The sequence below is a fragment of the Limimaricola cinnabarinus genome (assembly GCF_002723615.1).
In the GTDB taxonomy this organism is placed as follows: domain Bacteria; phylum Pseudomonadota; class Alphaproteobacteria; order Rhodobacterales; family Rhodobacteraceae; genus Limimaricola; species Limimaricola cinnabarinus_B.
The window spans coordinates 217,673-242,406 of record NZ_KZ304951.1 but is presented as its reverse complement, the minus strand read 5'-3'; the positions used below and the strand labels follow the sequence as shown (position 1 = coordinate 242,406).

The following is a 24,734-nucleotide window of genomic DNA, read 5'->3' as shown; positions in this document are numbered from 1 at the left end:
CTCACATGAGCAAGACCATGAAGGTCGCCATCGTCGATGACGAAAAGGACATGCGCCAGTCGATCAGCCAGTGGCTGGCGCTGTCGGGGTTCGACACCGAGAGCTTCGCCAGCGCCGAGGAGGCGCTCAAGGGGCTCACGGCCGATTATCCGGGCATCGTGGTGAGCGACATCCGCATGCCCGGCATGGACGGGATGCAGCTTCTGCGCAAGCTCAAGAGCGTCGACAGCTCGCTGCCCGTCATCATGATCACCGGCCATGGCGACGTGCCGATGGCGGTGGAGGCGATGCGGATCGGCGCCTTCGACTTTCTCGAAAAGCCGTTCAACCCGGACCGCATGACCGATCTGGCCAAGAAGGCCAGCAATGCGCGCCGCCTCGTGCTCGACAACCGCGCGCTCAGGCGCGAGCTGTCGGACGGCTCGGCGCTGATGAACAAGCTGATCGGCTCCTCGCCGGTGATGGAGCGCCTCAAGGAGGACATCCTCGATCTCGGCCAGGCCGATGGCCATGTGCTGATCGAGGGCGAGACCGGCACCGGCAAGACGCTGGTGGCCCATGCGCTGCACGCGGTGGGGGCGCGCGCCTCGAAGAAGTTCGTGCTGGTCTCCTGCTCGGCCTATGACGAGGAGCGGCTCGCCGCGCGGCTCTTTGGCCCCGCGGGCGAGGACGAGCCGATCCCGGCGCTGGAGGAGGCGCGCGGCGGCACGCTGGTGCTCGAGGACATCGAGGCGCTGTCGAGCGCGCTGCAGGCGCGGCTGCTGACGGCGATCAACGACCAGGGCATGCCGTCCGAGACCCGCATCACCGCGATCTGCAACCTGCAGGACGAGGGCAAGACCTGCGAGGGCGTGCTGCGCCCCGATCTCTACTACCGGCTCGCGGCGCTCAGGATCGTCGTGCCGCCGCTGCGCCAGCGCGGCGAGGACATCCTGTCGCTCTTCACCCGGCTCTCCGAGCAGTTCGCCGACGAATATGGCTGCGATGCGCCCGAGGTCAGCGCCCAGGAGGCGGCGCAGCTTCTGCAGGCGCCTTGGCCCGGCAATGTGCGCCAGCTGATCAACGTGGCCGAGCGCGCGGTCTTGCAGAACCGGCGCGGCTCGGGCTCGATCGCCTCGCTCCTGATGACCGATGGCGACGAGCAGAGCGATCAGGCGATGACCACCGAGGGCAAGCCGCTCAAGGAGTTCGTCGAGGCCTTCGAGCGGATGCTGATCGACAACACCATGCGCCGCCACAAGGGCTCGATCGTGGCGGTGATGGACGAGCTGTGCCTGCCGCGCCGGACGCTCAACGAGAAGATGGCCAAATACGGGCTGCAGCGCTCCGATTATCTCTGATTTTCATGGCATTGGACGCATGACGGGCCGCCCCTCGGGGCGGCCTTTCACATTCGTCATTGTGTCATGTGGACAAGTGCCGCTATGAAGGTCGGAACGGGCCTGCGCATCGCGCGGTGGCCCGGACGGATTTTCCGCCACCTTTGCGACGGGTTTGCCCGGCACCGGCGGCGGACGAGACCGGCTCCGAGAGGGGCCGTTGACCTGACCCCGACCGGCCCGCTCCTCGGATGGCCGCCGGGCATGAACGGGCCCCCCGGGGGCCAAGGAAGAACCGCGATGCAACGCGCGCAGCATGCAGGCGAGCCAGTGACGGCCCCGAGGGGCCGCAGGCAGGCCGATGCCCGCGTCATCGCCACAATCGGACATGAGCGCGCAGGCCACGCCCCCACGGGGGCGCCGCCCGGCGTGCCATGCGAATGGATATTATGGCAAAGAAAATGCTTATCGACGCCACGCATGCGGAGGAAACCCGCGTCGTGGTCTGTGACGGAAACAAGGTCGAGGAATTCGACTTCGAAAGCCAGAGCCGCCGTCAGCTCGCCGGCAACATCTACCTCGCCAAGGTCACGCGGGTAGAGCCGTCGCTGCAGGCGGCCTTCGTCGATTACGGCGGCAACCGGCACGGCTTTCTCGCCTTTTCCGAGATCCACCCGGATTACTACCAGATCCCCGTCGCCGACCGCGAGGCGCTGCTGGCCGAGGAAAAGGCCTATGCCGAGAGCCTGAAGGCCGAGGCCGAGGCCGCCTCCTCCAGAAGCGACGAGGCGGAGGACGAGGAGGATGGCGAGGAGGGCGACCGCCCGCGCCGCCGCCGCAGCCGTTCGCGCCGCAGCGCGTCGGAGGCCAACACCGACGCCGTGGCCACCGATGACGGCGAGGCCGACGGCGAAACCGAGGACGAGGGCGACGACGCCAGCGCCAAGGACGAGAGCATCGAAAGCGTCGCCGACGAGGACGACAGCGAAGACGTGCGCCCGGCCCGCAAGCCGCGGCCCAAGCGCTACAAGATCCAGGAGGTGATCAAGGTCCGGCAGATCATGCTGGTTCAGGTCGTCAAGGAAGAGCGCGGCAACAAGGGGGCTGCGCTGACCACCTATCTCTCGCTCGCCGGGCGCTACTGCGTGCTGATGCCCAACACCGCGCGCGGTGGCGGCATCTCCCGCAAGATCACCAACGCCGCCGATCGCAAGAAGCTCAAGGAGATCGCCTCCGAGATGGACGTGCCCGAGGGCGCGGGGCTGATCATCCGCACCGCGGGCTCGCAGCGCACCAAGTCCGAGATCAAGCGCGACTACGAATACCTGCAGCGCATGTGGGAGCAGATCCGCGAGCTGACGCTGAAATCCATCGCGCCCGCCAAGATCTACGAGGAGGGCGACCTCATCAAGCGGTCGATCCGCGATCTCTATTCCAAGGAGATCGACGAGGTGATCGTCGAGGGCGTCGACGGCTTCCGCACCGCGCGCGACTTCATGAAGATGATCATGCCGTCGCATGCCCGCAACGTGAAGCCCTACACCGACAGCCTGCCGCTCTTCGCGCGCTACCAGGTCGAGAGCTACCTCGCCGGCATGTTCAACCCGACCGTGCAGCTGCCCTCGGGCGGCTACATCGTGATCGGCGTGACCGAGGCGCTGGTCGCCATCGACGTGAACTCGGGCCGCGCCACCAAGGAAGGCTCGATCGAGCAGACCGCGCTCAAGACCAATCTCGAAGCCGCCGACGAGGTGGCGCGCCAGCTGCGCCTGCGCGATCTGGCCGGTCTGATCGTGATCGACTTCATCGACATGGATGAGCGGCGCAACAACACCGCCGTCGAAAAGCGCTTCAAGGACAAGCTCAAGACCGACCGCGCCCGGATCCAGGTCGGCCGCATCTCGGGCTTCGGCCTGATGGAGATGAGCCGCCAGCGCCTGCGCCCCGGCATGATCGAGGCGACGACCCAGCCTTGCCCGCACTGCCACGGCACCGGCCTTCTGCGCTCGGACGAGAACGTGGCGCTGGCGATCCTGCGCCAGCTCGAGGAAGAGGGCGTGCGCGGCCGCACCAAGGAGGTTCTGGTCCGCGTGCCGCATGCGATCATGAACTTCCTGATGAACTTCAAGCGCGAGCATGTCGCCGCGATCGAGCAGCGCTACGGCATGGCGGTGCGGGTCGAGGGGGATGCGGCGCTGGTCTCGCCCGATTTCGTGGTCGAGAAGTTCAAGACCGCAACCCGCGCCGTGCCCGAGGCCGCGCCGGTCGTCTCCTCGGCCGAGCTGATGGAGGCGCTCGACGCGGAATACGACTTCGCGGCCGATGCCGAGATCGAAGAAGACGAGGACGACAGCGCGGAAGAGGCGACGGAGACCGCCGCCACCGGCCATGCCGAGACCTCCGAAGGCGGCGAGGATGACGAGCGTCCGCGCAAGAAGCGGCGTCGGCGTCGGCGGCGTCGGGGCGGCAATGGCGAAGGCCATGAGGCGCAGGGCGATGAGAGCCGCGACGACGAGGGCGAGAGCGACGAGTCCGGCGCCGAGACCGCGCCGCAGGCTCAGCCCGAAGCGACACCCGCAGCCGAGCCCGTGGAGGCGCAGGCCGAGACGGCCCAGCCCGAAGCGGCGCAGAGCGGCGCGGTTCAGGCCGAAGCCGTGCCGCAGGAGGCGGCGGCAGAGGCCGCGCCCGAGGCCGAGGCCAAGCCCAAGCGGACCCGCACCCGGACCCGCAAGAAGGCCGAGACGCCTGCCGAGACGGCCGAAGCGCCCGCGGCGGAACCGGCGAAGGAGGCCGCCGCCGAGACGACGCAAGCCGCCGAGCCGGTGGCCGAGGAAGCGCCCAAGCCCAAGCGCACCCGTCGCAAGAAGGCCGAGACGCCCGCGCCCGAAGGCGAGGCCGAAGCCGCGCCCAAGCCCAAGCGCACCCGGCGCAAGAAGGCCGAGCCCAAGCCCGAGGAGGTCGCCGCGACCGCCCCGGTCCCGGCCGAGGCCGAGACCGCCGCGGCCGGTGCCGCCGAGGCGCAGGCGGGTGACAAGCCGGAGGAGAGCCCGGCGGCCGAGACGCCCGAGGTGATGCCGCAGGTGGCCGAGCAGGTGGCCGAGACCGTCGCCGAAACGCGCCAGTCGCCCGCGCCGGAGGACACCCCGCGCGAGACGGTGGCCGCCGATGGCGAAGAGGCCGATGAAGCCGACAAGAAGCCGCGCCGCCGCGGCTGGTGGTCGGTCGGTCGCTGACGCCGCGCTCATGCAAGGATGAAAGGCCGGGCAGGGAAACCTGCCCGGCCTTCTTCATGTCAGGGGAAGCGGGAGGGGACGGAACGAAACCCTATGTTTCTTTCCGTCAGCCGCGCCGGATGCGGTGCAGCTGCGTTTCGCCCTCCTCGACGATCCCGAGATGGGCATGACCGGCCTCCAGGCAGAAATGCGGAAGATCGATCCGCGCCACCGGATCGTCGGTCTCGATTTCGAGCAGCTCGCCGGGCGCCATCGCGCCGAGCAGCTTGCGCGCCCTGAGCACGGGCAGCGGGCAGATCAGGCCGCGCGCGTCGTATCTTGTGGTCATGCCATCGGGCTCCCATGGGGTGAGACAGGGTGAGGAACGGCTCTCAAACAGATGTGAGGCAGGAAAAACTACCGGGCTTGGAACGGTACGGGGCAGGCGGTGTTGAGTCCGCAACATGAAACGACAAGGAGACCTTCATGACCCGTCTGATGACCTCCACCGCCCTGACCCTCGGACTCGCCATTTCCGCCGGTGCCGCGAGCGCCGAGACGCATATGCAGAGCTTCGAGACGACCAGCGGCGTGCTGAGCGCCGAAAGCTACCAGACCGCGCTGCGCGCCGAGAACCTGATCGGCCAGGATCTCTATAGCATCGGCACCGAATACGATGAAGCCACCTGGATCGACCCGAACGGCTATGGCGAATTCGACACCGAATGGGAAGAGATCGGCGAGATCGAGGATATCGTCATCTCGCGCGACGGCAGCCTGATCGGCCTCGTGGTCGAGACCGGCGGCTGGCTCGATATCGGCGACGAAGAGGTGATCGTCGACTTCAAGGATGTCCGCATCGTCGGCGATTACGGCATCGACAATTACGAGGTCGTGACCCGCATGAGCCAAGAGATGCTGGAGCAGATGCCCGAGGCCGATACCGGCTACTGGGACTGATCCACGCCTTCGGACCAGGTAAAAAGCGGACCAGGTAAAAAGGCCGCGGCATGCGCCGCGGCCTTTCGCGTGTTCGGGGCGTGATCTCAGCCGCGCAGGATCGAGCGGCCCGCATAGATCGCGGTCTCGCCCAGCATTTCCTCGATGCGGATCAGCTGGTTGTACTTGGCGAGCCGGTCGGAGCGGGCGAGGCTGCCGGTCTTGATCTGGCCGCAATTCGTGGCGACGGCGAGATCGGCGATGGTCGCGTCCTCGGTCTCGCCCGAACGGTGCGACATGACGCAGGTGAAGCGCGCGCGCTGCGCCATCTCCACGGCCTGCATCGTCTCGGTCAGCGTGCCGATCTGGTTGACCTTCACCAGAAGCGAGTTGGCCGAGCCCTTCTCGATCCCGTCCTTGAGACGGGCGGGGTTGGTGACGAAGAGATCGTCGCCCACGAGCTGCACGCGGTCGCCGATGGCGTCGGTCAGCATCTTCCAGCCGTCCCAGTCATCCTCGGACATGCCGTCCTCGATCGAGATGATCGGGTAGTCGTTCACCAGCGCCTGCAGATAGGCGACGTTCTCGGCCGAGGTGAGCGACTTGCCCTCGCCCTTCATCTCGTACTTGCCGCCCTTGTAATACTCGGTCGCGGCGCAATCGAGCGCGAGGTAGATGTCCTCGCCCGGGGTGTAGCCGGCCTTCTCGATCGACTTCAGGATGAAGTCGAGCGCCTCGCGGGTGCCGCCCAGTTCGGGCGCGAAGCCGCCCTCATCGCCCAAGCCGGTGGACATGCCCGCCGCCGACAGCTCCTTCTTGAGGGTATGGAACACCTCCGCGCCCATGCGCACCGCTTCGCGGATGCTGGTCGCGGAGACCGGCATGATCATGAATTCCTGGATGTCGATCGGGTTGTCGGCATGCTCGCCGCCATTGATGATGTTCATCATCGGCACGGGCAGGACGCGGGCCGACATGCCGCCGACATAGCGGAAGAGCGGCTGCGTGGTGGCCTCGGAGGCGGCCTTGGCGACGGCCATGGAGACGCCGAGGATGGCGTTGGCGCCCAAGCGGCCCTTGTTGTCGGTGCCGTCGAGCTCGATCATGGTCTGGTCGATCTCGACCTGCTCGGTCGCGTCCATGCCGAGGATGGCCTCGGCGATCTCGCCGTTCACCGCGGCGACCGCTTCGAGCACGCCCTTACCCATGTAGCGGGTCTTGTCGCCGTCGCGCTTTTCGACCGCCTCATAGGCGCCGGTCGAGGCGCCCGAGGGCACGGCGGCGCGGCCCATCGTGCCGTCTTCGAGGATCACGTCCACCTCGATCGTCGGGTTGCCCCGGCTGTCGAGAATTTCGCGGGCGTGAATGTCGATGATCGTGCTCATGGAAATCTCCTGATGGGAAGGTTTGCAGGGTCTATAACGCGGGCGTGACCCGGCGTGAAGCGCGCCTGAGCCGGGCTTCGCGCCAAAGCGTGTAGATGCCCGATCCGACGATGATCGTGGCGCCCAGATAGGTGAGGGCGTCGGGCCGCTCGCCGAAGACCGAGACGGCGATTACCAGCGCGAAGATGAGCCGGGTATAGCGGTAGGGGGCGATCACCGACACCTCGCCCATCCGGGTCGCGGCGGTGAGCATGTAATAGGCGGTGACGCCGATCGTCACGCCGCCCGCCAGCATCGCCATCTGGGGCGGGCCGGGCCGGACCAGGCTGTCGCCCGCCACGAGAACCATGGCGTAGCCCACCGGCACGAGGACCAGAAAGGCATAGACCGACAGCTTGGTCGAGGAGATCGCGCGCGGCACCCGGCGCGAGGCGAGATCGCGCCCGGCGAGCCCGATCGCGCCTACCAGCGCAAAGAGCGACATCGGCGTGAAACCCTCGGCGCCCGGGCGGATCACCAGCAGCACGCCGACGAGGCCCGCGCAGATCGCGCTCCAGCGGCGCCAGCCCACCGGCTCGGCAAAGAAGAGCGCAGCACCCAGGGTCACCAGAAGCGGGATCGACTGCGCGATCGCGGTGGCGGTGGCGAGCGGCGAAAGCGCCACGGCGATGATGAAGCCGCCCGTTCCGACCACCTCGCCCAGGTTGCGGGCGATCACGGCGGGCTGCAGGAAGTCGGGCGACCACAGCGTCTCGCCCCGCGCGCGGGCCATCAGCGTGAAGACAAGCCCGCCGCCAAGGCCCAGCAGCATCAGGATCTGCCCGACGGGCAAGGCCCCCGCCAGCAGCTTGATGAACATGTCCTCGAGCGCAAAGCCGAGCATCGCCGCCACCATCAGCAGGCTGCCGCGCAGGTTTTCCATCTCAGCCGTCCTTCTTGGTGGGCACGCCGTAAAGCTCCAGCCTATGCCCGATCAGCCTGTAGCCCAGACGCTCGGCGATCCGCTCCTGCAGCGCCTCGATCTCGGCGTCGACGAACTCGATCACCTGGCCCGAATGCATGTCGATCAGGTGGTCGTGATGCTCGCGGTCGGTGGTCTCGTAGCGCGCGCGCCCGTCGCCGAACTCGTGCTTCTCAAGGATGCCCGCCTCCTCGAACAGCTTCACCGTGCGGTAGACGGTGGCGAGCGAGATGCGCGCATCCTCGGCGGCGGCGCGGGCGTGCAGCTCCTCCACGTCGGGGTGGTCGTCGGCCGCCTCCAGCACCTGCGCGATCACGCGGCGCTGCTCGGTCAGGCGCAGGCCGTTCTGCTCGCAGCGCGACAGGATGGTCTTGGGCATGGGCGGGTCCGTGTCTTGTGCTGCGCTTCGTCTAGCCGGTTCGGTGCGCCGGCGCCACCCGTCCGGCACACGCCTGCTCGCTGTGCGTCACACTGCGGTGAGGCCGGATGACAGGGCCGGGCCGAGCGGTCAGGCTGGGCGGAGGGAGGACGCGACATGCGCATCATCACGAACATCGCCGCCATCTTCGCCGCCATGGCGATCGCGGGAGCGGTCGCGGGGGCGGCACAGGCCCAGCCCGCGCGCTGGCAGGGGCAATGGCCCGAGACCGATTTCGATCGGACCAGCATCGCCGACTGGTCCGAGATCATGTCGGGCGGCCCGCCCAAGGACGGCATCCCCGCGATCGACGCGCCGCGCATGATCCCGGCGGCCTCCGAGACGCGGCTCGAAGCGCAGGAGCCGGTGATGGTCTGGCCCGTGCCGGATGGTGCGGCGCGGGCCTATCCGATCCGCTACCTGCTGTGGCACGAGATCGTCAACGACATGGCGGGCGGCGTGCCGGTGGCGGTGACCTATTGCCCCTTGTGCAATTCGGGCATGGTGTTCGACCGGAGGGTGGCGGGTGCCACGCTCTCCTTCGGCGTCTCGGGGCTGCTGCGCGCCTCCGACATGGTGATGTATGACCGGCAGACCGAAAGCTGGTGGCAGCAGGCCACCGGTACCGGCATCGTCGGAGAGATGACGGGCGCGGAGCTCGATCTGCTGCCCGCCTGGATGGACAGCTGGGAGAGGTTCCGCGCGGCCTACCCGGACGGCCTCGTCATGGACGAGCCCGACTGGAGCCGCGATTACGGGCGCAACCCTTACGTCAGCTACGACCGCTCGGCCAAGCCCTTCCTCTATTCGGGCGAGATGCCGCCGCACGGCATCGCGCCCCTGATGCGGGTGGTGCGCGTGGGTGAGCGGGCCTGGCCCTTTTCGCGGCTGCGCGAAGAGGAGAGCGTCACCGAGGCGGGGGTGACGATCTCGTGGGAGGCGGGGCAGGCCAGCGCGCTCGATGCGCGCCGCGTGGCCGAGGGGCGCGATGTGGGCAATGTCCGGGTGCGCGACGCGGAGGGGCGCGACGTGCCGCATGACGTGCTCTTCGCCTTTGCCTTCCACGCCTTCTGGCCCGAGGGGGAATGGATGCTCGGCGGCTAGAAGCGGCGCGCGTCGCGGCCCCGCTGCCAGAACACCCAAGTCATCACCGCGACCATGCCGATGGCGATCAGCCCGAGCACCCGCTCGGCCAGGCCGTCGATCGTGGTGGGGGCCATGAGGAACAGGGGCGCCATGACCGCCCATGCGACGGCCAGCCCGATCAGCGCGCGGCGCGCGCCCGGATGATGCCGCCCGAAGCCCGCCGCCATGGCCAGGGGGGCGACGAGGAACAGAAGGCCCAGCCCGTAGACGAGGTAGATGTGGATCACCACGCCGTCGCTGTCGGCATCGCCGTATTCGTTGCGCGCTCCCACCATGACGACCAGCGCCGCGAGGATGGCGAGCGAGATCACCCCCGCCGACCAGCCGATGCCGCCCAGATGCGCGTGCGACGCCGCCAGCGCCATGGCAAAGAGCCCCGCGGCAAAGCCGTAGAGCGCCACATCCATGATGATCTCCCATTCGCCTGCGCCCAGATCGCTGATCGTGTCGGCGATCCAGTCATGGCCGGGCACGACGATCTGCGCGGCAATGGTGCCGCCGATCATCGACAGGCAGCCCAAGACGCCGATCCCGGCGAGCAGCAGGAGCAGGTAGGGTCGTTCCGCATCGACGGGCTGTCCGACGGCATCCTTCATCGCATGTCTCCTCACGAATGGGGAGGCAACGACAGGACATTGCGCGGGTTCCGGCAGGAGCCGCGTGACGCCGCGACGGAACGGGCAGGGGGCAGCCGCGCCGCCCCCTTATGGGCTTTCAGCCCAGGCGCACCAGCGCGTGGCGCTTCTTGCCGGCCGAAAGCTTGATCGGCGCGGCCAGCGCGGCGCGGTCGATCACCAGCCCCGCATCGGTCAGCGGCACGTCGTTGAGCTTCGCGCCATTGTCGGAGATCAGCCGCTTGGCTTCCTTGCCCGAACCCGCCAGCCCGGCGCGCACGATCAGCTGCACCACCGAGATGCCGCCGCCGATCTCGTCCTCCGAAAGCGTCACGCTGGGCAGATCATCGCCCACGCCGCCCTTCTCGAACACCTCGCGCGCCGTGGCCTTGGCCGCCTCGGCGGCCTCGCGCCCGTGCAGAAGCGCGGTGACCTCGTCGGCAAGGACGATCTTGCCCTCGTTGATCTCCGAGCCCGACAGCGCGCCCAGCCGCTCGCATTCCGCCACGGGCAGCTCGGTATAGAGCTTGAGGAAGCGGCCCACGTCGGCGTCGGTGGTGTTGCGCCAGAACTGCCAGAACTCGTACGGGCTCAGCATCTCCTCGTTGAGCCAGACGGCACCACCCGCCGACTTGCCCATCTTGCGGCCATCCGAGGTGGTCAAGAGCGGCGAGGTCAGGCCGAAGATCTCGTGGTCGAGCACCCGGCGCGTGAGATCGATGCCGTTGACGATGTTGCCCCACTGGTCCGAGCCGCCCATCTGCAGCACGCAGCCATAGCGGCGGTTCAGCTCGAGGAAGTCGTAGGCCTGCAGGATCATGTAGTTGAATTCGAGGAAGGAGAGCGACTGCTCGCGGTCGATCCGCGATTTCACGCTTTCGAAGGACAGCATCCGGTTGACCGAGAAATGCCGCCCGATGTCGCGCAGGAATTCGAGGTAGTTGAGATTGTCGAGCCATTCGGCGTTGTCGAGCATCATCGCCCCGGTCGCGCTCTCGTCATAGGAGAGGTAGCGCGCGAAGACCTTCCGCATGCCGTCGATGTTCGAGGCGATCTGATCGGGCCCCAGAAGCGGGCGCTCGTCCGAACGGAACGAGGGATCGCCCACCTTGGTGGTGCCGCCGCCCATCAGGGTGATCGGCTTGTGGCCGGTCTTCTGCAGCCAGCGCAGCATCATCACGTTGAGCAAATGGCCCACATGCAGCGACGCCGCGGTGGCGTCATAGCCGATATAGGCGGACACGACCCCCTTCGACAGCGCCTCGTCCAGGCCCTGATAATCGGTGCAGTCGGCCAGATAGCCACGCTCGATCATCACGGACATGAAGTCGCTCTTGGGGTGGTAGGTCATGTCTTGTGCCCCTCTCTTGGTCGCGCCACTCTATAGGCCTCAACCGGGGCGAAGGAAAGCGCGATGCGGCGGATCGGGACGGGCGACAGGATCAGGGCCTTGGGCGCGATGTCGGGCACCTCGCTCGACGGGGTGGACGCGGCGGTGATCGAGACCGATGGCGAGACGGTGTTCGGCTTCGGCGAGAGCGCCTACAGGCCCTATTCGGAGGCCGAGCGCGCGGTGCTGCGCGCGGCGCTGGGCCTGTGGGAGGGCGAGGCGGTCGAGGCGGCGGCAGAGGTGATCGAGACCGCCCATGCCGAGATCCTGTCGGGCTTCGAGGATGTCGAGCTGATCGGCTTTCACGGCCAGACATTGGCGCATGAACCGCGCGGGCGCGGCACGCATCAGGCCGGGTCGGGCGCGATCCTCGCCGAGGCGCTGGGCGTGCCGGTGGTCTGGGATTTCCGAAGCTCCGACGTGCGCTTCGGCGGCGAGGGCGCGCCGCTGGCGCCGTTCTACCATTTCGCTCTGGCGAAGTTCATTGCCGCCACGGAGCCGCTCGCCTTTCTCAATCTCGGCGGGGTGGGCAACCTGACCTTCGCCGATCCCGGCTTTGCCCAGCCCGAGGCCGAGGGCGCTCTGCTGGCCTTCGACACCGGGCCCGCCAATGCGCCGATCAACGACCTCGTGCAGCGCCGTCTTGGCCGGGCGCTCGACGAGGGCGGCGCGCTGGCCGCCATGGGCGAGGTCGACGACGCGGTCGTCGCGCGCTTTCTCGAACATCCGCATTTCTACCGCATGGCGCCCAAATCGCTCGACCGCGACGCCTTTGCCGCGCTGGCGCGCGAGGTCGAGGCCTTGCCGGATGCCGATGCGGCGGCGACGCTGACCGCCTGCGCCGCGGCGGCGGTGATGCGGGGAATGGAGCACTGCCCCGCGCCGCCCGCGCGGCTGCTGGCGACCGGGGGCGGGCGGCACAACCCGGTGCTGATGGCGATGATCGCGGCGGGCGTCGATTGCCCGGTCGCGCCGGTCGAGGAGGCGGGGCTCGACGGCGACATGATGGAGGCGCAGGCCTTCGCGCATCTGGCGGTGCGCGTCGCGCGCGGCCTGCCGACCTCCGCGCCCGGCACGACGGGCGTGCGCGCGGCGGTGGGCGGCGGCACGCTCAGCCGCCCCGGAGAGCTTGCCGTGGCGCTGGGCTGAAACGAAGCGCGCCGCCCCGGGGGGGCGGCGCGCGCGATCTCAGAACGGGATCTCGTCGTCGATGTCGCGGCTGCCGCCGCCACCGCCCTGGTTGCCGCCGCCATAGCCGCCGCGGTCGTCATAACCGCCCGAACCGCCGCCATAGCCGCCCCGGTCGTCGCCGCCATAGCCGCCACCGCCGCCGTCACCACGCCCGCCGAGCAGCGTCAGATTGCCGGTGAAGGGGCGCAGCACGACTTCGGTGGAGTAGCGGTCATTGCCCGACTGGTCCTGCCATTTGCGGGTCTCGAGCTGGCCCTCGAGATAGACGGTCGAGCCCTTCTTGAGATATTGCTCGGCGATCCGGCCCAGCGGCTCGTTGAAGATCGCGACCGAGTGCCACTCGGTGCGCTCGCGGCGCTCTCCGGTGTTCTTGTCCTTCCAGTTTTCGGAGGTGGCGACGCGCAGGTTCACCACCTTGCCGCCGTTCTGGAAGGTGCGGACCTCGGGGTCGCGACCCAGATTGCCGATGAGGATCACCTTGTTAACGGAACCGGCCATAACGCCTCCTGCCTTGTCGAATCTCGCATGTGTTCAGGTGCCGACCCTATGCCGCGCGGCCGTCCGATGACAGCGGAATTGGCGCGTCGCGGCATTCCTTTCCGCGACGATCCCGGCTAGCGTCGCATCAGCGAACGCACCGCGCGGCACACAAGGCGGCGGAACGGAGGGACGCAATGACACTACGATTTCGAGGGGCCGTCGCGGCGGCGCTCTGCCTTGCCTGCGGCGCACCGGCGCTGGCCGACCGGGTGTCGAGCAGTTCGGCACCGAGCCTGTTCAGCTCGCAGCTGCGCGTGCTCGATGGCCGCGCGGCTTCGCAATATGCGGGCTCCGACCGGTTGCAGCCGCCGCGCGCCGAAGTGCCGGAGGCCCTGCGCGCCGCCGCCGCGCCCGCCCCGGCCTTTCGCGGGCGTTATGCCGGCCCCTATCTCGATCTGGCGCGGCAGGCGGCCCGCAAGAACCGCATTCCCGAAGACCTGTTCCTGCGCCTCGTGCAGCAGGAGAGCGGCTGGAATGCCCGCGCCGTCAGCAAGGTCGGCGCGCTCGGTCTCGCGCAGCTGATGCCGGGCACGGCGCGGCAGCTGCGCGTCGATCCGCGCGATCCGGTCCAGAACCTCGATGGCGGCGCGCGCTACCTGCGGATGCAGTTCGACCGCTTCAAGGATTGGCGGCTGGCGCTGGCGGCCTACAATGCTGGGCCGGGGGCGGTGACAAAATATGGTGGCATTCCGCCCTATGCCGAAACCCGGCATTACGTGAAGGTGATCCTGGGGAATTGAACCGGCGCCTGTGCGCCGGTCCCGCTGGTCCGGCTCAGTTGGCCAGACGCCGCGCCATGGTCTCGACGTCGTCGGTCTTGAGCTTGGGGATCAGCCGGTAGGCCGCGTTGACGAAGCAAAACAGCGAGAAGCCCAGAAGACCGATCGCCAGCGCCGTGACCAGCACCGTGCCATAGGGCTTGTCGCGCAGCCAGTCGAAGGCCTCGGCCAGACCGCCCGCCTCGCTGGGATTGAGCGTCCAGGCGGCATAGATCAGCAGGAAGCCAAGAATGGCGATCACCGCGCCATTGGCCACGAGCCCGAGAGTGAGCGCCGGGCGCAGCTTCAGCGTCAGCGGCTTGGCGCGCAGATCATCCATGTATTTGTGCGACACGCCCTTCCAGACGTAATAGGCCCCGGCGCCCAGCCCGATCGCCCCGGCGATGCCGACGATCCATTGGCCGAAGGGGGCCTGCATGATCCTGGCCGTCCAGTTGTCGATGCTGGAGCCGCCGCCCGAGCCCGAGGAGGAGGGCATCAGGATCGCCGCCGCCGTCGCCGCGAGGCCGAGATGGATGAGCCCGGTGACGACCTGGCCGATCCGCGCCACGAGGCCCTTGGCCTCGCTGCCATGGGCCTCGAGATCCCAAAACGCCGCGACGAGCCGCCAGATGCCGTAAGCCGCGAGGCCAAGCGCGATCAGAGCCAGAAGCGCGATGCCCCACCACGCGCGTTCGAGCGAGGCCATCGCCTCGCCGGTGCCGCCTGGCGTCGAGCCGCGCCAGATCGCGAGGAGCGACAGGATCGCCACCACGAGGTAGATGAGGCCGCGCCCGGCATAGCCCGCGCGCATGACCGGGACCGCCCATTGGAGATTTTGCTGTGTCATGCGCTCACAAGCGGGTCCGCATCCTCCCGGTTCCACCGGTCACGCGGCGATCACGCGGCGCGCGGCCGGCGTGGCTTGCGTGCAACGCCACTCAGCCGGTCAGCTCCGCCGGGTCGACGTCGCGCCAGCCGCCCATGCGGCTGCGAAACCAGCTGCGCTGGCGCTTGGCATATTGGCGCGAGGCGATGATCGCGGCCTCGCGCGCGGTCGGCAGATCCATCTCGCCGCGCAGATGCGCCACGAGCTCGGGCGCGCCGATGGCGCGGGCCCAGGGGGCGCTGGGCTGCCAATGGGGCAGCGCCGCGCGCGCCTCCTCGAGCGCGCCCTCCTTCAGCATCGCGTCGAAGCGCCGGGCGATGCGGGCGTTGAGCCAGGCCGGATCGGGGCGCAGCACGATGGGCTGGGCGTGGGCCAGCGGCAATAGCGGGGCGGGTGTGTCGGCCTGCCAATCGGCGATGCCGCGCCCGGTGGCGCGCAGCACCTCCCAGGCGCGCTGCACCCGCGCACGGTTGTTGAGGTCGATGCGCGCGGCGCTCGCGGCGTCGAGCCCCTCCACCAGATCGGGCAGGGGGATGGCGTCGGCCTCGGCGCGGATGGCGGGCGGGGTGGCGGGGATCTCGGCCAGCCCGTCGGTCAGCGCCGCGAAGTAGAGCCCCGTGCCGCCGGTGATGATCGGCCGCGCGCCGCCCAGAAGCGGCGCTACCGCGCGCAGCCAATGGCCGACCGACCACTCCGCCTCCCGCGCGACATGACCGTAGAGCGCGTGCGGGGCGCGCGCCTCTTCCTCGGGCGAGGGGCGGGCGGTCAGCACCCGCCAATCGGCATAGACCTGCAGCGCATCGGCATTGACCACCACGCCGCCGCCCGCTTCGGCCACCGCGAGCGCCAGCGCCGACTTGCCCGAAGCGGTCGGCCCGGCGATCAGCACCGGGCGCGCGGGGTCGAGTCCGCGCGCGATCTGGGGCAGCGCGATCATCCCCGGCCGAAGCCCGCCGGACCGGCCCGCGCGGCATTGAACACCGGCGCGGTTTCGTCCATCTTGCGCGACGACCCAAGACCCCCCGAGACACGCACGGAGCCCCCATGACCGATACCCACAAGCCCGCTTTCCGCAGGGTTATGCTGAAGATCTCCGGGGAGGCCTTGATGGGGAACACGGCGTTCGGTCTGCATCCGCCGACCGTCGAACGCATCGCGCGCGAGGTCAAGTCGGTGCATGATCTCGGCGTCGAGATCTGCATGGTGATCGGCGGCGGCAACATCTTTCGCGGGCTGTCGGGCTCGGCGCAGGGGATGGAGCGGACCACCGCCGATTACATGGGCATGCTCGCCACGGTGATGAACGCGCTGGCGATGCAGTCGGCGCTCGAGGAGCTCGGCGTCTATACCCGCGTGATCTCGGCCATTCCGATGGACCAGGTCTGCGAGCCCTATATCCGCCGCCGGGCGGTGCGTCATCTGGAGAAGAAGCGCGTCTGCATCTTCGCCGCCGGCACCGGCAACCCCTATTTCACCACCGACACCGCCGCGACGCTGCGCGCCAACGAGATGAGCTGCGAGGCGATCTTCAAGGGCACCAAGGTCGACGGGGTCTATGACAAGGACCCCAAGAAGTTCGAGGACGCCAAGCGCTATTCGACCGTCACCTATGACGAGGTGCTGCAGAAGCATCTGGGCGTGATGGATGCGAGCGCCATCGCGCTGGCGCGCGACAACGACCTGCCGATCATCGTCTTTTCGCTCGACGAGCCGGGCGGCTTCCGCGGCATCCTCGCGGGCGAGGGGACCTCGACGCGGGTTCACGGCTGAACGAAACTTTCCCCGCTCTCGTCGCTTGGGTGACACGAGGTGGCGATAGCGCGGGGGCAAAGTGTTCTGGAATGCGCAGGCCGTTGCCGCTATCACCGGCGCCGACAGCCCGCCCTCATATGACAAGAAGAGACCGATGGCAGACGATTTCGAACTCGATACCGACGACCTTCAGCGCCGCATGGACGGGGCGATCGCCGCCCTGCGCACCGAATTCGCCTCGCTTCGCACCGGCCGTGCCTCGGCCTCGATGCTCGAGCCGGTGATGGTCGAGGCTTACGGCAGCCCGACCCCGATCAACCAGGTCGGCACCGTCAACGTGCCCGAGCCGCGCATGGTGACCATCAATGTCTGGGACAAGTCGATGGTCGGCAAGGTCGAGAAGGCGATCCGCGAAAGCGGCCTCGGCATCAACCCGCAGCTCAACGGCACCATCATCATGCTGCCGATCCCCGAGCTGAACGAGGAGCGCCGCACCCAGCTCACCAAGGTGGCCGGCCAATATGCCGAGCACGCCCGCGTCGCGATCCGCAACCTGCGCCGCGACGGCATGGACCAGATCAAGAAGGCCAAGGCCGACGGCCTCTCCGAGGACGACCAGAAGTTCTGGGAGCAGGAGGTGCAGGAGCTGACCGACCGCTACATCAAGCAGATCGACCAGCAGCTCGAAACGAAGCAGGCCGAAATCATGCAGGTCTGAGGCTGGCGCCTCGACGATTGCAAGGGAGGCCTCAATGGCTGCCGACGCGAAAGAGACGACACTCGATGGCGGTCCGAAGCATGTCGCCATCATCATGGACGGCAATGGCCGCTGGGCGCAAAAGCGCGGGCGGCCGCGGCTCTTCGGCCATCAGGCCGGAGCCCAGCGCGTGCGCGACATCGTCGAGGCCTGCCCCGGTCAGGGCGTCAAGTACCTGACGATCTTCGCCTTCTCGACCGAAAACTGGAAGCGCACCCAGACCGAGGTCTCGGGTCTGATGGCGCTGTTCCGCCGCTACATCGTGCGCGAGGCCCGCGCGCTTCTGAGCAAGGGCGTGCGCGTGCGCTTCATCGGCGACCGGATCCGGCTCGACGAGAAGCTGGTGGCGATGATGGACGAGCTGGAGCTTCTGACCAGCCACAACGACCTCGTGCATCTCACCGTGGCGCTGAATTACGGCGGGCGCGACGAGGTGACCCGCGCGGCCAAGCGGCTTGCCTACGAGATCGAGCAGGGGCGGCTCACCCACAAGGACGTGGATGCCGAGACGCTGTCGCGCTTTCTCGACACCCATGTTCTGCCCGACCCCGATCTCGTCATCCGCACGAGCGGCGAGGCGCGGATCTCCAATTTCCTGCTGTGGCAGTCGGCCTATGCCGAATACGAGTTCGTCGACACGCTCTGGCCCGATTTCACGCCCGCCGAATTCGCCCGCGTCTGCGCAAGCTACGCCAGCCGCGACCGCCGCTTCGGAGCGGTGAAGACCTGATGGCGGAGCGGGAGGAGAGCGCGAACGCCCAAGCGCAGGACGAGGGGGTCGTCGCCGGGGCCGCGGCGCTGGCCGATCCGGGCCGGTGGAGCGATCTGGGCGTGCGGATGGCCTCCGGCGCCGCGATGGCCGTTCTGGGCGCCGCGGCGGTGATGATGGGCGGGCTGTGGTTCCAGATGCTGGCGGTGTTCGTCACCGCCGTGATGATCTGGGAGCTGTGGATGATGATCGAGCCCGGCAAGCCGACGCCGGGCATGCTTCTGGCCGCCCTCTGCGCGAGCGTGCTGTCGGGGCAGATGTCGAGCCCGGAAAACTGGGCCTTGCTGCTGTTTCTCGTCCCGCCCATCGCCGGGGCCCTGATGCTGCGGCGCGAGCGGGGGACCTTTCTCGCCTTCGCGCTGGGCATCGAGATCGCGGGGTGGGGCCTTGTCTCCTTCCGCGCCGAATACGGCTTTCAGTGGCTCTTGTGGCTGATCCTCGTGGTCGTGGCCACGGATGTCTTCGGCTATCTCGTCGGCCGGACGCTGGGCGGGCCGAAATTCTGGCCCAAGGTCAGCCCCAAGAAGACATGGTCGGGCACCGCCGGCGGCTGGATCGCCGCCGGTCTCGTCGGTCTCGTCTTCGTCTGGCTCACCGTCAGCCCCTGGCATCTGGTCTGGATCTCCATGCTGCTGAGCTTTGCCAGCCAGATGGGCGACATCGCCGAGAGCGCGCTCAAGCGGCGCATGAAGGTCAAGGACAGCTCGACGCTGATCCCCGGCCATGGCGGGCTGTTCGACCGGTTCGACGCGATGCTCGGCGCGTCGCTCTTCATGCTGCTGGCCTCGGTGCTCGGCTTCATTCCCGGAGTGCATTTTTGAAACGCGTCACCATTCTGGGCGCCACCGGATCTATCGGCTGCCAGACCGTCGAGCTGATCGAGGCCGCGCCCGACCGCTTCGAGACCGTGGCGCTGACCGGCGGGCGCAATGTCGCCCTGCTGGCCGATCAGGCGCGGCGTCTGGGCGCGAAGATCGCCGTCACCTGCCATGATGATTGCCGGGCCGAGCTGGCCGAGCGGCTGGCCGGGAGCGGCATCGCCACCGCCTCGGGCGATGCCGCCATCGCCGAGGCCGCGGCCATGCCCGCCGATCTGGTGATGTCGGCCATCGTCGGCGCCGCCGGGCTCGTGCCGGGCCTCGCCGGGATCCGGCAGGGGGCGACGCTGGCGCTCGCCAACAAGGAGACGATGGTGGCCGCCGGACCGCTGGTCCTGGCCGAGGCGCGCGCCCATGGCGCGACGCTGCTGCCGGTCGACAGCGAACATTCGGCGGTGTTCCAGGCGCTGGTGGGCGAGGACCGCGGCGCGGTGGAGCGGGTGATCCTCACCGCCTCTGGCGGCGCCTTCCGCGACTGGCCGCTGGAGCGGCTGGCGCAGGCCACGCCCGAAGAGGCCGCGACCCATCCCAACTGGGCCATGGGCCAGCGCATCACCATCGACAGCGCCTCGATGTTCAACAAGGCGCTGGAGGTCATCGAGGCCAAAGAGCTGTTCGACCTCGCCCCCGATCAGGTCGAGGTGGTGATCCACCCCGAGAGCCTCATTCACGCGCTGGTCGGCTTCAACGACGGCGCGCTGATGGCGCATATGGGCGCGCCCGACATGCGCCACGCCATCGGCTACGCGCTCAACTGGCCCGAGCGGCGGGCGCTGCCCGTGGCGCGGCTCGATCTCGCGGCGCAAGGCGCCATGACCTTCCGCGCCCCCGACGATGCGCGCTACCCGGCGCTGCGGCTGGCGCGGCGGGTGATGGAGGAGGGCGGGCTCGCGGGCGCGGCCTTCAACGCCGCCAAGGAGGCCGCGCTCGACGCCTTTCTCGACCGGCGCATCGGCTTCATGCAGATGGCGCAGGTGGTCGAGCGGGTGCTGGACATGATGTCGCGGGAGGGCGCGCTGCGGGTTGACAGCCCCGGCCTCGACGCGGTCCTTGAAGCCGATGCGCAGGCGCGCGCGCGCGCCGCTTCCATCGCCCGGACCGATCACCTGACCGCATAGGACGCCCCCTTGGACCCGACCCAGATCCTGCCGCAGTTCGGCAATGTCGCCTTCACCCTCGCCGCCTTCGTGGTGGCGCTTTCGGTGATCGTGGCGATCCACGAATACGGCCATTACATCGTCGGGCGCTGGTCGGGCATCAAGGCGGAGGTGTTCAGCCTCGGCTTCGGCCCGGTGCTGATTTCGCGCCGCGACAGGCATGGCACGCTGTGGCAGATCGCGGCGCTGCCGTTCGGCGGCTACGTGAAGTTCATGGGCGACGCCAATCCGGCTTCGGTCGGTCAGGCGGCGGGCACCGACCCCTCGCAGCTGCGCCACACCATGCTCGGCGCGCCGCTCTGGGCGCGGGCGGCGACGGTGGCGGCGGGGCCGATCTTCAATTTCGTGCTGTCGATGCTGATCTTCACGGCGGTGATCCTGACCCAGGGACGCCCGGCCGATCCGCTCACCGTGGAGCGCATGCTGCCTTTGCCGCCGGGCTACGTTAACGAGCTGCGCGCGGGCGACGAGATCCTTGCCATCGGCGGCGCCGAGCTGCCCGGCGAGGGCGGTCTGGGCCGCGTGGCCGAGGGCTACCCGGCCGAGCCGGTGCTCGATTACCGCATCCGCCGCGACGGGCGCGAAATGCTGCTGCGCGGCCCCTATCCGCAGCCGCCCATCATCGGCGCCGTCTCGCCGCGCTCGGCGGCGGCGGCGGCGGGGCTGCGGGCGGGCGACGTGATCACCACGCTCGACGGGCGCGAGGTCTTCGCCTTCGCGCAGCTGATCGAGACCGTCACCGCCTCGGATGGCCGCCCGCTCGACCTGACGATCTGGCGCGACGGCGCCAGCCGCGATCTCACGCTTACGCCGCGCCGGGTGGATTTGCCGCGCGAGGGTGGCGGCTTCGAGACGCGCTGGCTCCTGGGCATCTCCTCGGGGCTGTTTTTCGAGGCGGCGACCGAAACGCCGGGGCTCGGCACGGCGCTCGCGGATGCGGGGGGGCAGGTCTGGCGGATCATCACCTCCTCGATCTCGGGGCTGGGCGCGATGATCACCGGCGCGATTTCCTCGTGCAACCTGTCGGGCCCGGTGGGCATCGCCCAGACCTCGGGCGCGATGGCCGAGCAGGGCGCCGCCAGCTTCATCTGGTTCGTCGCGGTGCTCTCGACGGCGGTGGGCCTGCTCAACCTCTTTCCGATCCCGGTGCTCGATGGCGGGCATCTGGTGTTCTTCGGCTACGAGGCGATCACCGGGCGCCAGCCGAGCGACAAGGCGCTGCGCGTGCTGATGGCGCTGGGGCTGTCGCTGATCCTGACGATGACGGTCTTTGCCGTGCTCAACGACCTGTTCCTGTGCCCCTGAAGCCGCTCCGGCGTCTTCGCGATGCCGGATTTGCGCCAGAATCGGGTGCCACGATGCCGGGCATCCGAATGCCGCGAAAAGGAGCGCCGTCATGTCGTCATCGAAGCCCGGGGTCGAATTGCGGCTGGTGCTGATGCAGTCCCTCGACTGGGCGCTGATCCCCTCGGCCATCATCTGCGCATTGGCGATCTCGGCCTATCTCGCCGGGTCGTAGCTTTTGACAAGCCCGCCGTGTCCCGATACTTCCCTAGACCAAGAAACGACGCGTGGCAGGGATGGTGACGATGACGGCTCGAAGCAGGGGCGCCTTGGCGCGCAAGTTGACTGGCGCCGCGAGCGTGGCCGCGCTTGTCGCCGCGATCAGCGCCGTGGCGCCGGCGCTGGCGCAGGATTTCCGCTTTGACGAGGTGGCGGTCGAGGGCAACCGCCGGATCGAGACCGGCACCATCCTGACCTATGCCGGCATCTCGCGCGGCGAGACGCTGAGCGCCGCCGCACTCAACGACGCGGGCCAGAGGATCCGCGAATCCGGCCTGTTCCAGGAGGTCGAGATCCGGCCCGAGGGCGGGCGGCTGACCATCGCCGTGACCGAATACCCGACGATCAACCGCATCGGTTTCGAAGGCAACGCCAAGGTCGATGACAGCGAGCTTGCCGCGCTGATCTCCGCGACCGAGCGGCGCGTCTACAACCCGAGCGAGGCGCAGGCCGACGCCAATGCCATCGCCGCGGCCTATGCCGCGCGCGGCCGGATCAGCGCCAGCGTCCGCCCGGCGCTGATCGAGCGCTCCGACAACCGGGTCGATCTCGTCTACCAGATCGCCGAGGGCGGCGTGACCGAGATCGAGCGGATCTCCTTTGCGGGCAACCGCGCCTTTTCGGACCGGCGGCTGCGCGGCGTGCTCGGCACGCGGCAGGCCGGGCTGCTGCGCCAGATCATCAAGAGCGACACCTTCGTCGCCGACCGCATCGCGCTCGACCGGCAGATGCTCACCGATTTCTACCGCTCGCGCGGCTATGTCGATTTCGAGATCCTCGACGTCGATGCCGAGCTGACCCGCGCGCGCGACGCCTATCTTCTGACCTTCAACATCCGCGAGGGGCAGCGCTTCTCGATCGGCGAGGTCAGGGTGGCCAGCGAGATCCCCGGCCTCGACCCAAGCCGCTTCGACGAGGCGGTCCGCATCGACGAGGGCGATTACTTCTCGCCCACCGATCTGGAGAACGACATCACCCGCATGGAGCGCATCGCGATCCGCGACGGCGTCGATTTCCTGCGGGTGGAGCCGAAGATCGAGCGCAACCCGCGCGACCTGTCGCTCGACGTCACCTATGTGCTGACCCGCGGCGAGCGCATCTTCGTCGAGCGGATCGACATCGAGGGCAACTCGACCACGCTCGACCGCGTGGTGCGCCAGCAGTTCAACACCGTCGAGGGCGACCCCTTCAACCCGCGCGCCATCCGCGAAAGCGCCGAGCGCATCCGCGCCCTGGGCTATTTCTCCGATGCGCAGGTCAATGCCCGGCCCGGCACCACCCCCGGCTCGGTGGTGATCGACGTCGACGTCGAGGAGCAGCCCACCGGCTCGCTCTCCTTCGGCGCCAACTACTCGACCGACAATGGCTTCGGCCTCGTCGCGGGGTTCAAGGAGCGCAATTTCCTCGGCCGCGGCCAGCTCTTCAGCCTCGACCTGTCGACCAGCCAGAGCAACCGCGTCATCTCCTTCGATTTCGCCGAGCCCGCCTTTCTGGGCCGCGATCTGCGCTTCGGCTTCGGTGTCGATTACCGCTCGACCGACAATGATTCGGCGCTCTACGACACCGACACCTTCCGCATCTCGCCCTCCTTCACCTTCCCGGTGAGCGCGAATGGCCGGCTGCAGACCTATTATGCCGCCGAATACACCGACATCACCGATGTCGATCTGGACGAGGCCAGCCCGATCATCATCGATGAGCGGGAGGAGGCCGGCGTCTGGACCAATTCGCTGGGCTATGCCTACAGCTACGACACCCGCCGCTCGGGGCTCGATCCGACCACCGGCGTGCTGCTGCGCTTCGGGCAGGAGTTCGGCATCGGTGACGAATCCTTCATCAAGACGACCGCGCTCGCCACCGCCGAAACCCGCGTCTGGGGCGACGAGGTGCTGCTGCGCGCCACGGTCGAGGGCGGCATGCTCAACCATTCCGACGGCAGCACCCGCGTCACCGACCGCTTCTTCATGGGCAGCCGGATCATGCGCGGCTTCGAGCCCGGCGGCATCGGCCCGCGCGACGACGTGACCGAGGACGCGCTGGGGGGCAACAAATACGCCGTGACCCGGCTCGAGGCCGAGTTCCCGCTCGGCCTGCCCGAGGATTACGGCATCTCGGGCGGCGCCTTCGTCGATTACGGCTCGGTCTGGGATGTGGGCGATCTGCGCGCACGCGAAGGCCGTCCCGACCTCGTGCTCTATGACGAGTTCACCCCGCGCGCGGTGATCGGCGCCTCGGTGTTCTGGGACACGCCGCTCGGGCCGCTGCGCTTCAACTTCACCGAGGCGCTGCAGGCCGAGGAGAAGGACGAGACGCGCAACTTCGACCTGACCATCTCCTCGCGCTTTTGATGCGCGGGCGCGCGGTCCGGCGGGCGGCCTGCGCCCTTCTGGTCTGTCTTGCGGCCCCGGCCATGGCGCAGACGGTGACGCAGGGCGGGGCGCAGGCGGGGGTGCCGGGCGTCGCCGATCCGGCGCAGCCCATGGCCGCGGCCAGGGGCGGCGTCGTCGTTCTCGACACCGAGAGGCTCTTTGCCGAAAGCCAGTTCGGCCTGCATCTCGCCGAGATGCTGCAGGCCGAAACCGAGGCGCTGATCGAGGAAAACCGCCGGATCGAGGCGGAGCTGACCGCAGAGGAGCAGGCGCTGACCCGCCGCCGCCCCGGCATGGACCCGGCGGCGTTCCGCGAGGAGGCGGATGCTTTCGACGCGAAGGTGCAGCAGATCCGCCGCGAGCGCGACGCCGAGGAGCGGGCGCTCCAGCAGGAGGCCTCCGCCGGGCGCGAGCGCTTCCTCGCCGCCATCGGCCCGACGCTGGGCGAGGTGATGATGGAGCGCGGCGCGACGGTGATCCTCGACCGGCGGGCGGTGTTCCTGTCGACCGGCGCGGTCGATGTGACCGAAGCCGCGATCGCGGCGGTCGATGCGGCGATCGGCGACGGGTCGGAGCTGCCCCCCGAGGGCGAGGCGCCCGAAACCTCCCCAATCCCGGCCCCGGCCCCTGCCGCGCCGGAGCAATAGCGCCGGGCCGCACGGCTTGCCGCCTCGGGCCACGCTTGCTACTCAGGCCGGAACACGCGCCCCAGCCGGGAAGGACCCCA

24 protein-coding genes are annotated in these 24,734 nt (G+C 68.8%); 15 read left to right on the top strand and 9 right to left on the bottom strand.

Features of this window, described 5'->3' with window-relative positions; translation table 11 throughout:
* Positions 1 to 5 precede the first annotated feature (5 nt).
* Together CJ301_RS01150 and CJ301_RS01145 are read left to right on the top strand one after the other, a co-directional pair.
* Positions 6 to 1,340, top strand: coding sequence for a sigma-54-dependent transcriptional regulator (locus CJ301_RS01150; RefSeq protein WP_099273374.1), 1,335 nt, complete (start codon positions 6 to 8; stop codon positions 1,338 to 1,340).
* Positions 1,341 to 1,768: 428 nt separating this feature from the next.
* Positions 1,769 to 4,552, top strand: a complete 2,784-nt coding sequence (locus CJ301_RS01145; RefSeq protein ID WP_099273372.1) for an Rne/Rng family ribonuclease — start codon at positions 1,769 to 1,771, stop codon at positions 4,550 to 4,552.
* Between the two features lie 106 nt (positions 4,553 to 4,658).
* On the opposite strand, the gene CJ301_RS01140 is transcribed toward CJ301_RS01145, so the two are convergent.
* Positions 4,659 to 4,880, bottom strand: a complete 222-nt coding sequence (locus CJ301_RS01140; RefSeq protein WP_099273370.1) for a sulfurtransferase TusA family protein — start codon at positions 4,878 to 4,880, stop codon at positions 4,659 to 4,661.
* A gap of 137 nt (positions 4,881 to 5,017) precedes the next feature.
* Here CJ301_RS01140 and CJ301_RS01135 point away from each other — a divergent pair, with 137 nt between their 5' ends.
* Positions 5,018 to 5,491, top strand: coding sequence for a PRC-barrel domain-containing protein (locus CJ301_RS01135; RefSeq protein WP_099273368.1), 474 nt, complete (start codon positions 5,018 to 5,020; stop codon positions 5,489 to 5,491).
* 86 nt (positions 5,492 to 5,577) lie between these two features.
* Here the strand turns inward: CJ301_RS01135 and eno are convergent, their stop codons facing one another.
* From eno to CJ301_RS01120, 3 genes are read right to left on the bottom strand one after another with little or no spacing between them, the layout of a single operon-like run.
* Positions 5,578 to 6,855 (bottom strand): phosphopyruvate hydratase, encoded by a 1,278-nt coding sequence (gene eno, locus CJ301_RS01130; protein ID WP_099273366.1) that lies wholly within the window; start codon positions 6,853 to 6,855, stop codon positions 5,578 to 5,580.
* Positions 6,856 to 6,886: 31 nt separating this feature from the next.
* On the bottom strand, positions 6,887 to 7,777 hold the full coding sequence (locus tag CJ301_RS01125) for a DMT family transporter (RefSeq protein ID WP_099273364.1): 891 nt from the start codon (positions 7,775 to 7,777) through the stop codon (positions 6,887 to 6,889).
* Position 7,778: 1 nt separating this feature from the next.
* Positions 7,779 to 8,195, bottom strand: a complete 417-nt coding sequence (locus CJ301_RS01120) for a Fur family transcriptional regulator (protein WP_099273362.1) — start codon at positions 8,193 to 8,195, stop codon at positions 7,779 to 7,781.
* Positions 8,196 to 8,351: 156 nt separating this feature from the next.
* Between CJ301_RS01120 and CJ301_RS01115 the strand changes: the two genes are divergently transcribed.
* Positions 8,352 to 9,338, top strand: a complete 987-nt coding sequence (locus tag CJ301_RS01115) for a DUF3179 domain-containing protein (protein WP_099273360.1) — start codon at positions 8,352 to 8,354, stop codon at positions 9,336 to 9,338.
* Here the strand turns inward: CJ301_RS01115 and CJ301_RS01110 are convergent.
* Both CJ301_RS01110 and tyrS read right to left on the bottom strand, forming a co-directional pair.
* Positions 9,335 to 9,976 carry a DUF998 domain-containing protein gene (locus tag CJ301_RS01110; RefSeq protein WP_099273358.1) on the bottom strand — a complete coding sequence of 214 codons (642 nt, stop codon included), beginning with the start codon at positions 9,974 to 9,976 and terminating at the stop codon, positions 9,335 to 9,337. The two genes, CJ301_RS01115 and CJ301_RS01110, sit on opposite strands and share 4 nt — an antisense overlap.
* Positions 9,977 to 10,094: 118 nt before the next feature.
* The gene (gene tyrS / locus CJ301_RS01105) at positions 10,095 to 11,345 is read right to left on the bottom strand and encodes a tyrosine--tRNA ligase (protein WP_099273356.1); all 1,251 of its coding nucleotides are present in this window, start codon (positions 11,343 to 11,345) and stop codon (positions 10,095 to 10,097) included.
* Positions 11,346 to 11,408: 63 nt separating this feature from the next.
* Here tyrS and CJ301_RS01100 point away from each other — a divergent pair, with 63 nt between their 5' ends.
* Positions 11,409 to 12,533 (top strand): anhydro-N-acetylmuramic acid kinase, encoded by a 1,125-nt coding sequence (locus CJ301_RS01100; RefSeq protein ID WP_099273354.1) that lies wholly within the window; start codon positions 11,409 to 11,411, stop codon positions 12,531 to 12,533.
* 39 nt (positions 12,534 to 12,572) lie between these two features.
* On the opposite strand, the gene ssb is transcribed toward CJ301_RS01100, so the two are convergent.
* Positions 12,573 to 13,073, bottom strand: coding sequence for a single-stranded DNA-binding protein (ssb, locus tag CJ301_RS01095; protein WP_099273352.1), 501 nt, complete (start codon positions 13,071 to 13,073; stop codon positions 12,573 to 12,575).
* A gap of 176 nt (positions 13,074 to 13,249) precedes the next feature.
* Between ssb and CJ301_RS01090 the strand changes: the two genes are divergently transcribed.
* The gene (locus CJ301_RS01090; protein WP_099273350.1) at positions 13,250 to 13,855 is read left to right on the top strand and encodes a lytic transglycosylase domain-containing protein; all 606 of its coding nucleotides are present in this window, start codon (positions 13,250 to 13,252) and stop codon (positions 13,853 to 13,855) included.
* A 34-nt stretch (positions 13,856 to 13,889) separates the two neighbouring features.
* Here the strand turns inward: CJ301_RS01090 and CJ301_RS01085 are convergent, their stop codons facing one another.
* Complete coding sequence (locus tag CJ301_RS01085) at positions 13,890 to 14,723, bottom strand: DUF1206 domain-containing protein (protein ID WP_254050023.1); 834 nt, start codon at positions 14,721 to 14,723, stop codon at positions 13,890 to 13,892.
* Between the two features lie 91 nt (positions 14,724 to 14,814).
* Positions 14,815 to 15,699 (bottom strand): tRNA (adenosine(37)-N6)-dimethylallyltransferase MiaA, encoded by an 885-nt coding sequence (miaA, locus tag CJ301_RS01080; RefSeq protein ID WP_099273348.1) that lies wholly within the window; start codon positions 15,697 to 15,699, stop codon positions 14,815 to 14,817.
* A 107-nt stretch (positions 15,700 to 15,806) separates the two neighbouring features.
* Here miaA and pyrH point away from each other — a divergent pair, with 107 nt between their 5' ends.
* From pyrH to CJ301_RS01040, 9 genes are all read left to right on the top strand, one after another.
* A complete protein-coding gene (gene pyrH / locus CJ301_RS01075; RefSeq protein ID WP_099273346.1) occupies positions 15,807 to 16,532 on the top strand; it encodes a UMP kinase in 726 nt (241 codons plus the stop codon).
* A 136-nt stretch (positions 16,533 to 16,668) separates the two neighbouring features.
* On the top strand, positions 16,669 to 17,232 hold the full coding sequence (frr, locus tag CJ301_RS01070; RefSeq protein ID WP_099273344.1) for a ribosome recycling factor: 564 nt from the start codon (positions 16,669 to 16,671) through the stop codon (positions 17,230 to 17,232).
* 34 nt (positions 17,233 to 17,266) lie between these two features.
* The gene (gene uppS / locus CJ301_RS01065) at positions 17,267 to 18,001 is read left to right on the top strand and encodes a polyprenyl diphosphate synthase (RefSeq protein ID WP_099273342.1); all 735 of its coding nucleotides are present in this window, start codon (positions 17,267 to 17,269) and stop codon (positions 17,999 to 18,001) included.
* Positions 18,002 to 18,108: 107 nt separating this feature from the next.
* A complete protein-coding gene (locus tag CJ301_RS01060; protein ID WP_432644168.1) occupies positions 18,109 to 18,861 on the top strand; it encodes a phosphatidate cytidylyltransferase in 753 nt (250 codons plus the stop codon).
* Positions 18,858 to 20,036 carry a 1-deoxy-D-xylulose-5-phosphate reductoisomerase gene (gene dxr / locus CJ301_RS01055; protein WP_099273338.1) on the top strand — a complete coding sequence of 393 codons (1,179 nt, stop codon included), beginning with the start codon at positions 18,858 to 18,860 and terminating at the stop codon, positions 20,034 to 20,036. The genes CJ301_RS01060 and dxr overlap by 4 nt, the downstream gene beginning before the upstream one ends.
* Positions 20,037 to 20,045: 9 nt before the next feature.
* On the top strand, positions 20,046 to 21,380 hold the full coding sequence (rseP, locus tag CJ301_RS01050) for an RIP metalloprotease RseP (RefSeq protein ID WP_099273336.1): 1,335 nt from the start codon (positions 20,046 to 20,048) through the stop codon (positions 21,378 to 21,380).
* A gap of 91 nt (positions 21,381 to 21,471) precedes the next feature.
* Positions 21,472 to 21,594, top strand: coding sequence for a hypothetical protein (locus CJ301_RS19235; RefSeq protein WP_301553808.1), 123 nt, complete (start codon positions 21,472 to 21,474; stop codon positions 21,592 to 21,594).
* Positions 21,595 to 21,664: 70 nt separating this feature from the next.
* Positions 21,665 to 23,986, top strand: coding sequence for an outer membrane protein assembly factor BamA (gene bamA / locus CJ301_RS01045; protein ID WP_254050022.1), 2,322 nt, complete (start codon positions 21,665 to 21,667; stop codon positions 23,984 to 23,986).
* Positions 23,986 to 24,654 carry an OmpH family outer membrane protein gene (locus CJ301_RS01040; RefSeq protein ID WP_099273334.1) on the top strand — a complete coding sequence of 223 codons (669 nt, stop codon included), beginning with the start codon at positions 23,986 to 23,988 and terminating at the stop codon, positions 24,652 to 24,654. The genes bamA and CJ301_RS01040 overlap by 1 nt, the downstream gene beginning before the upstream one ends.
* Positions 24,655 to 24,734 lie beyond the last annotated feature (80 nt).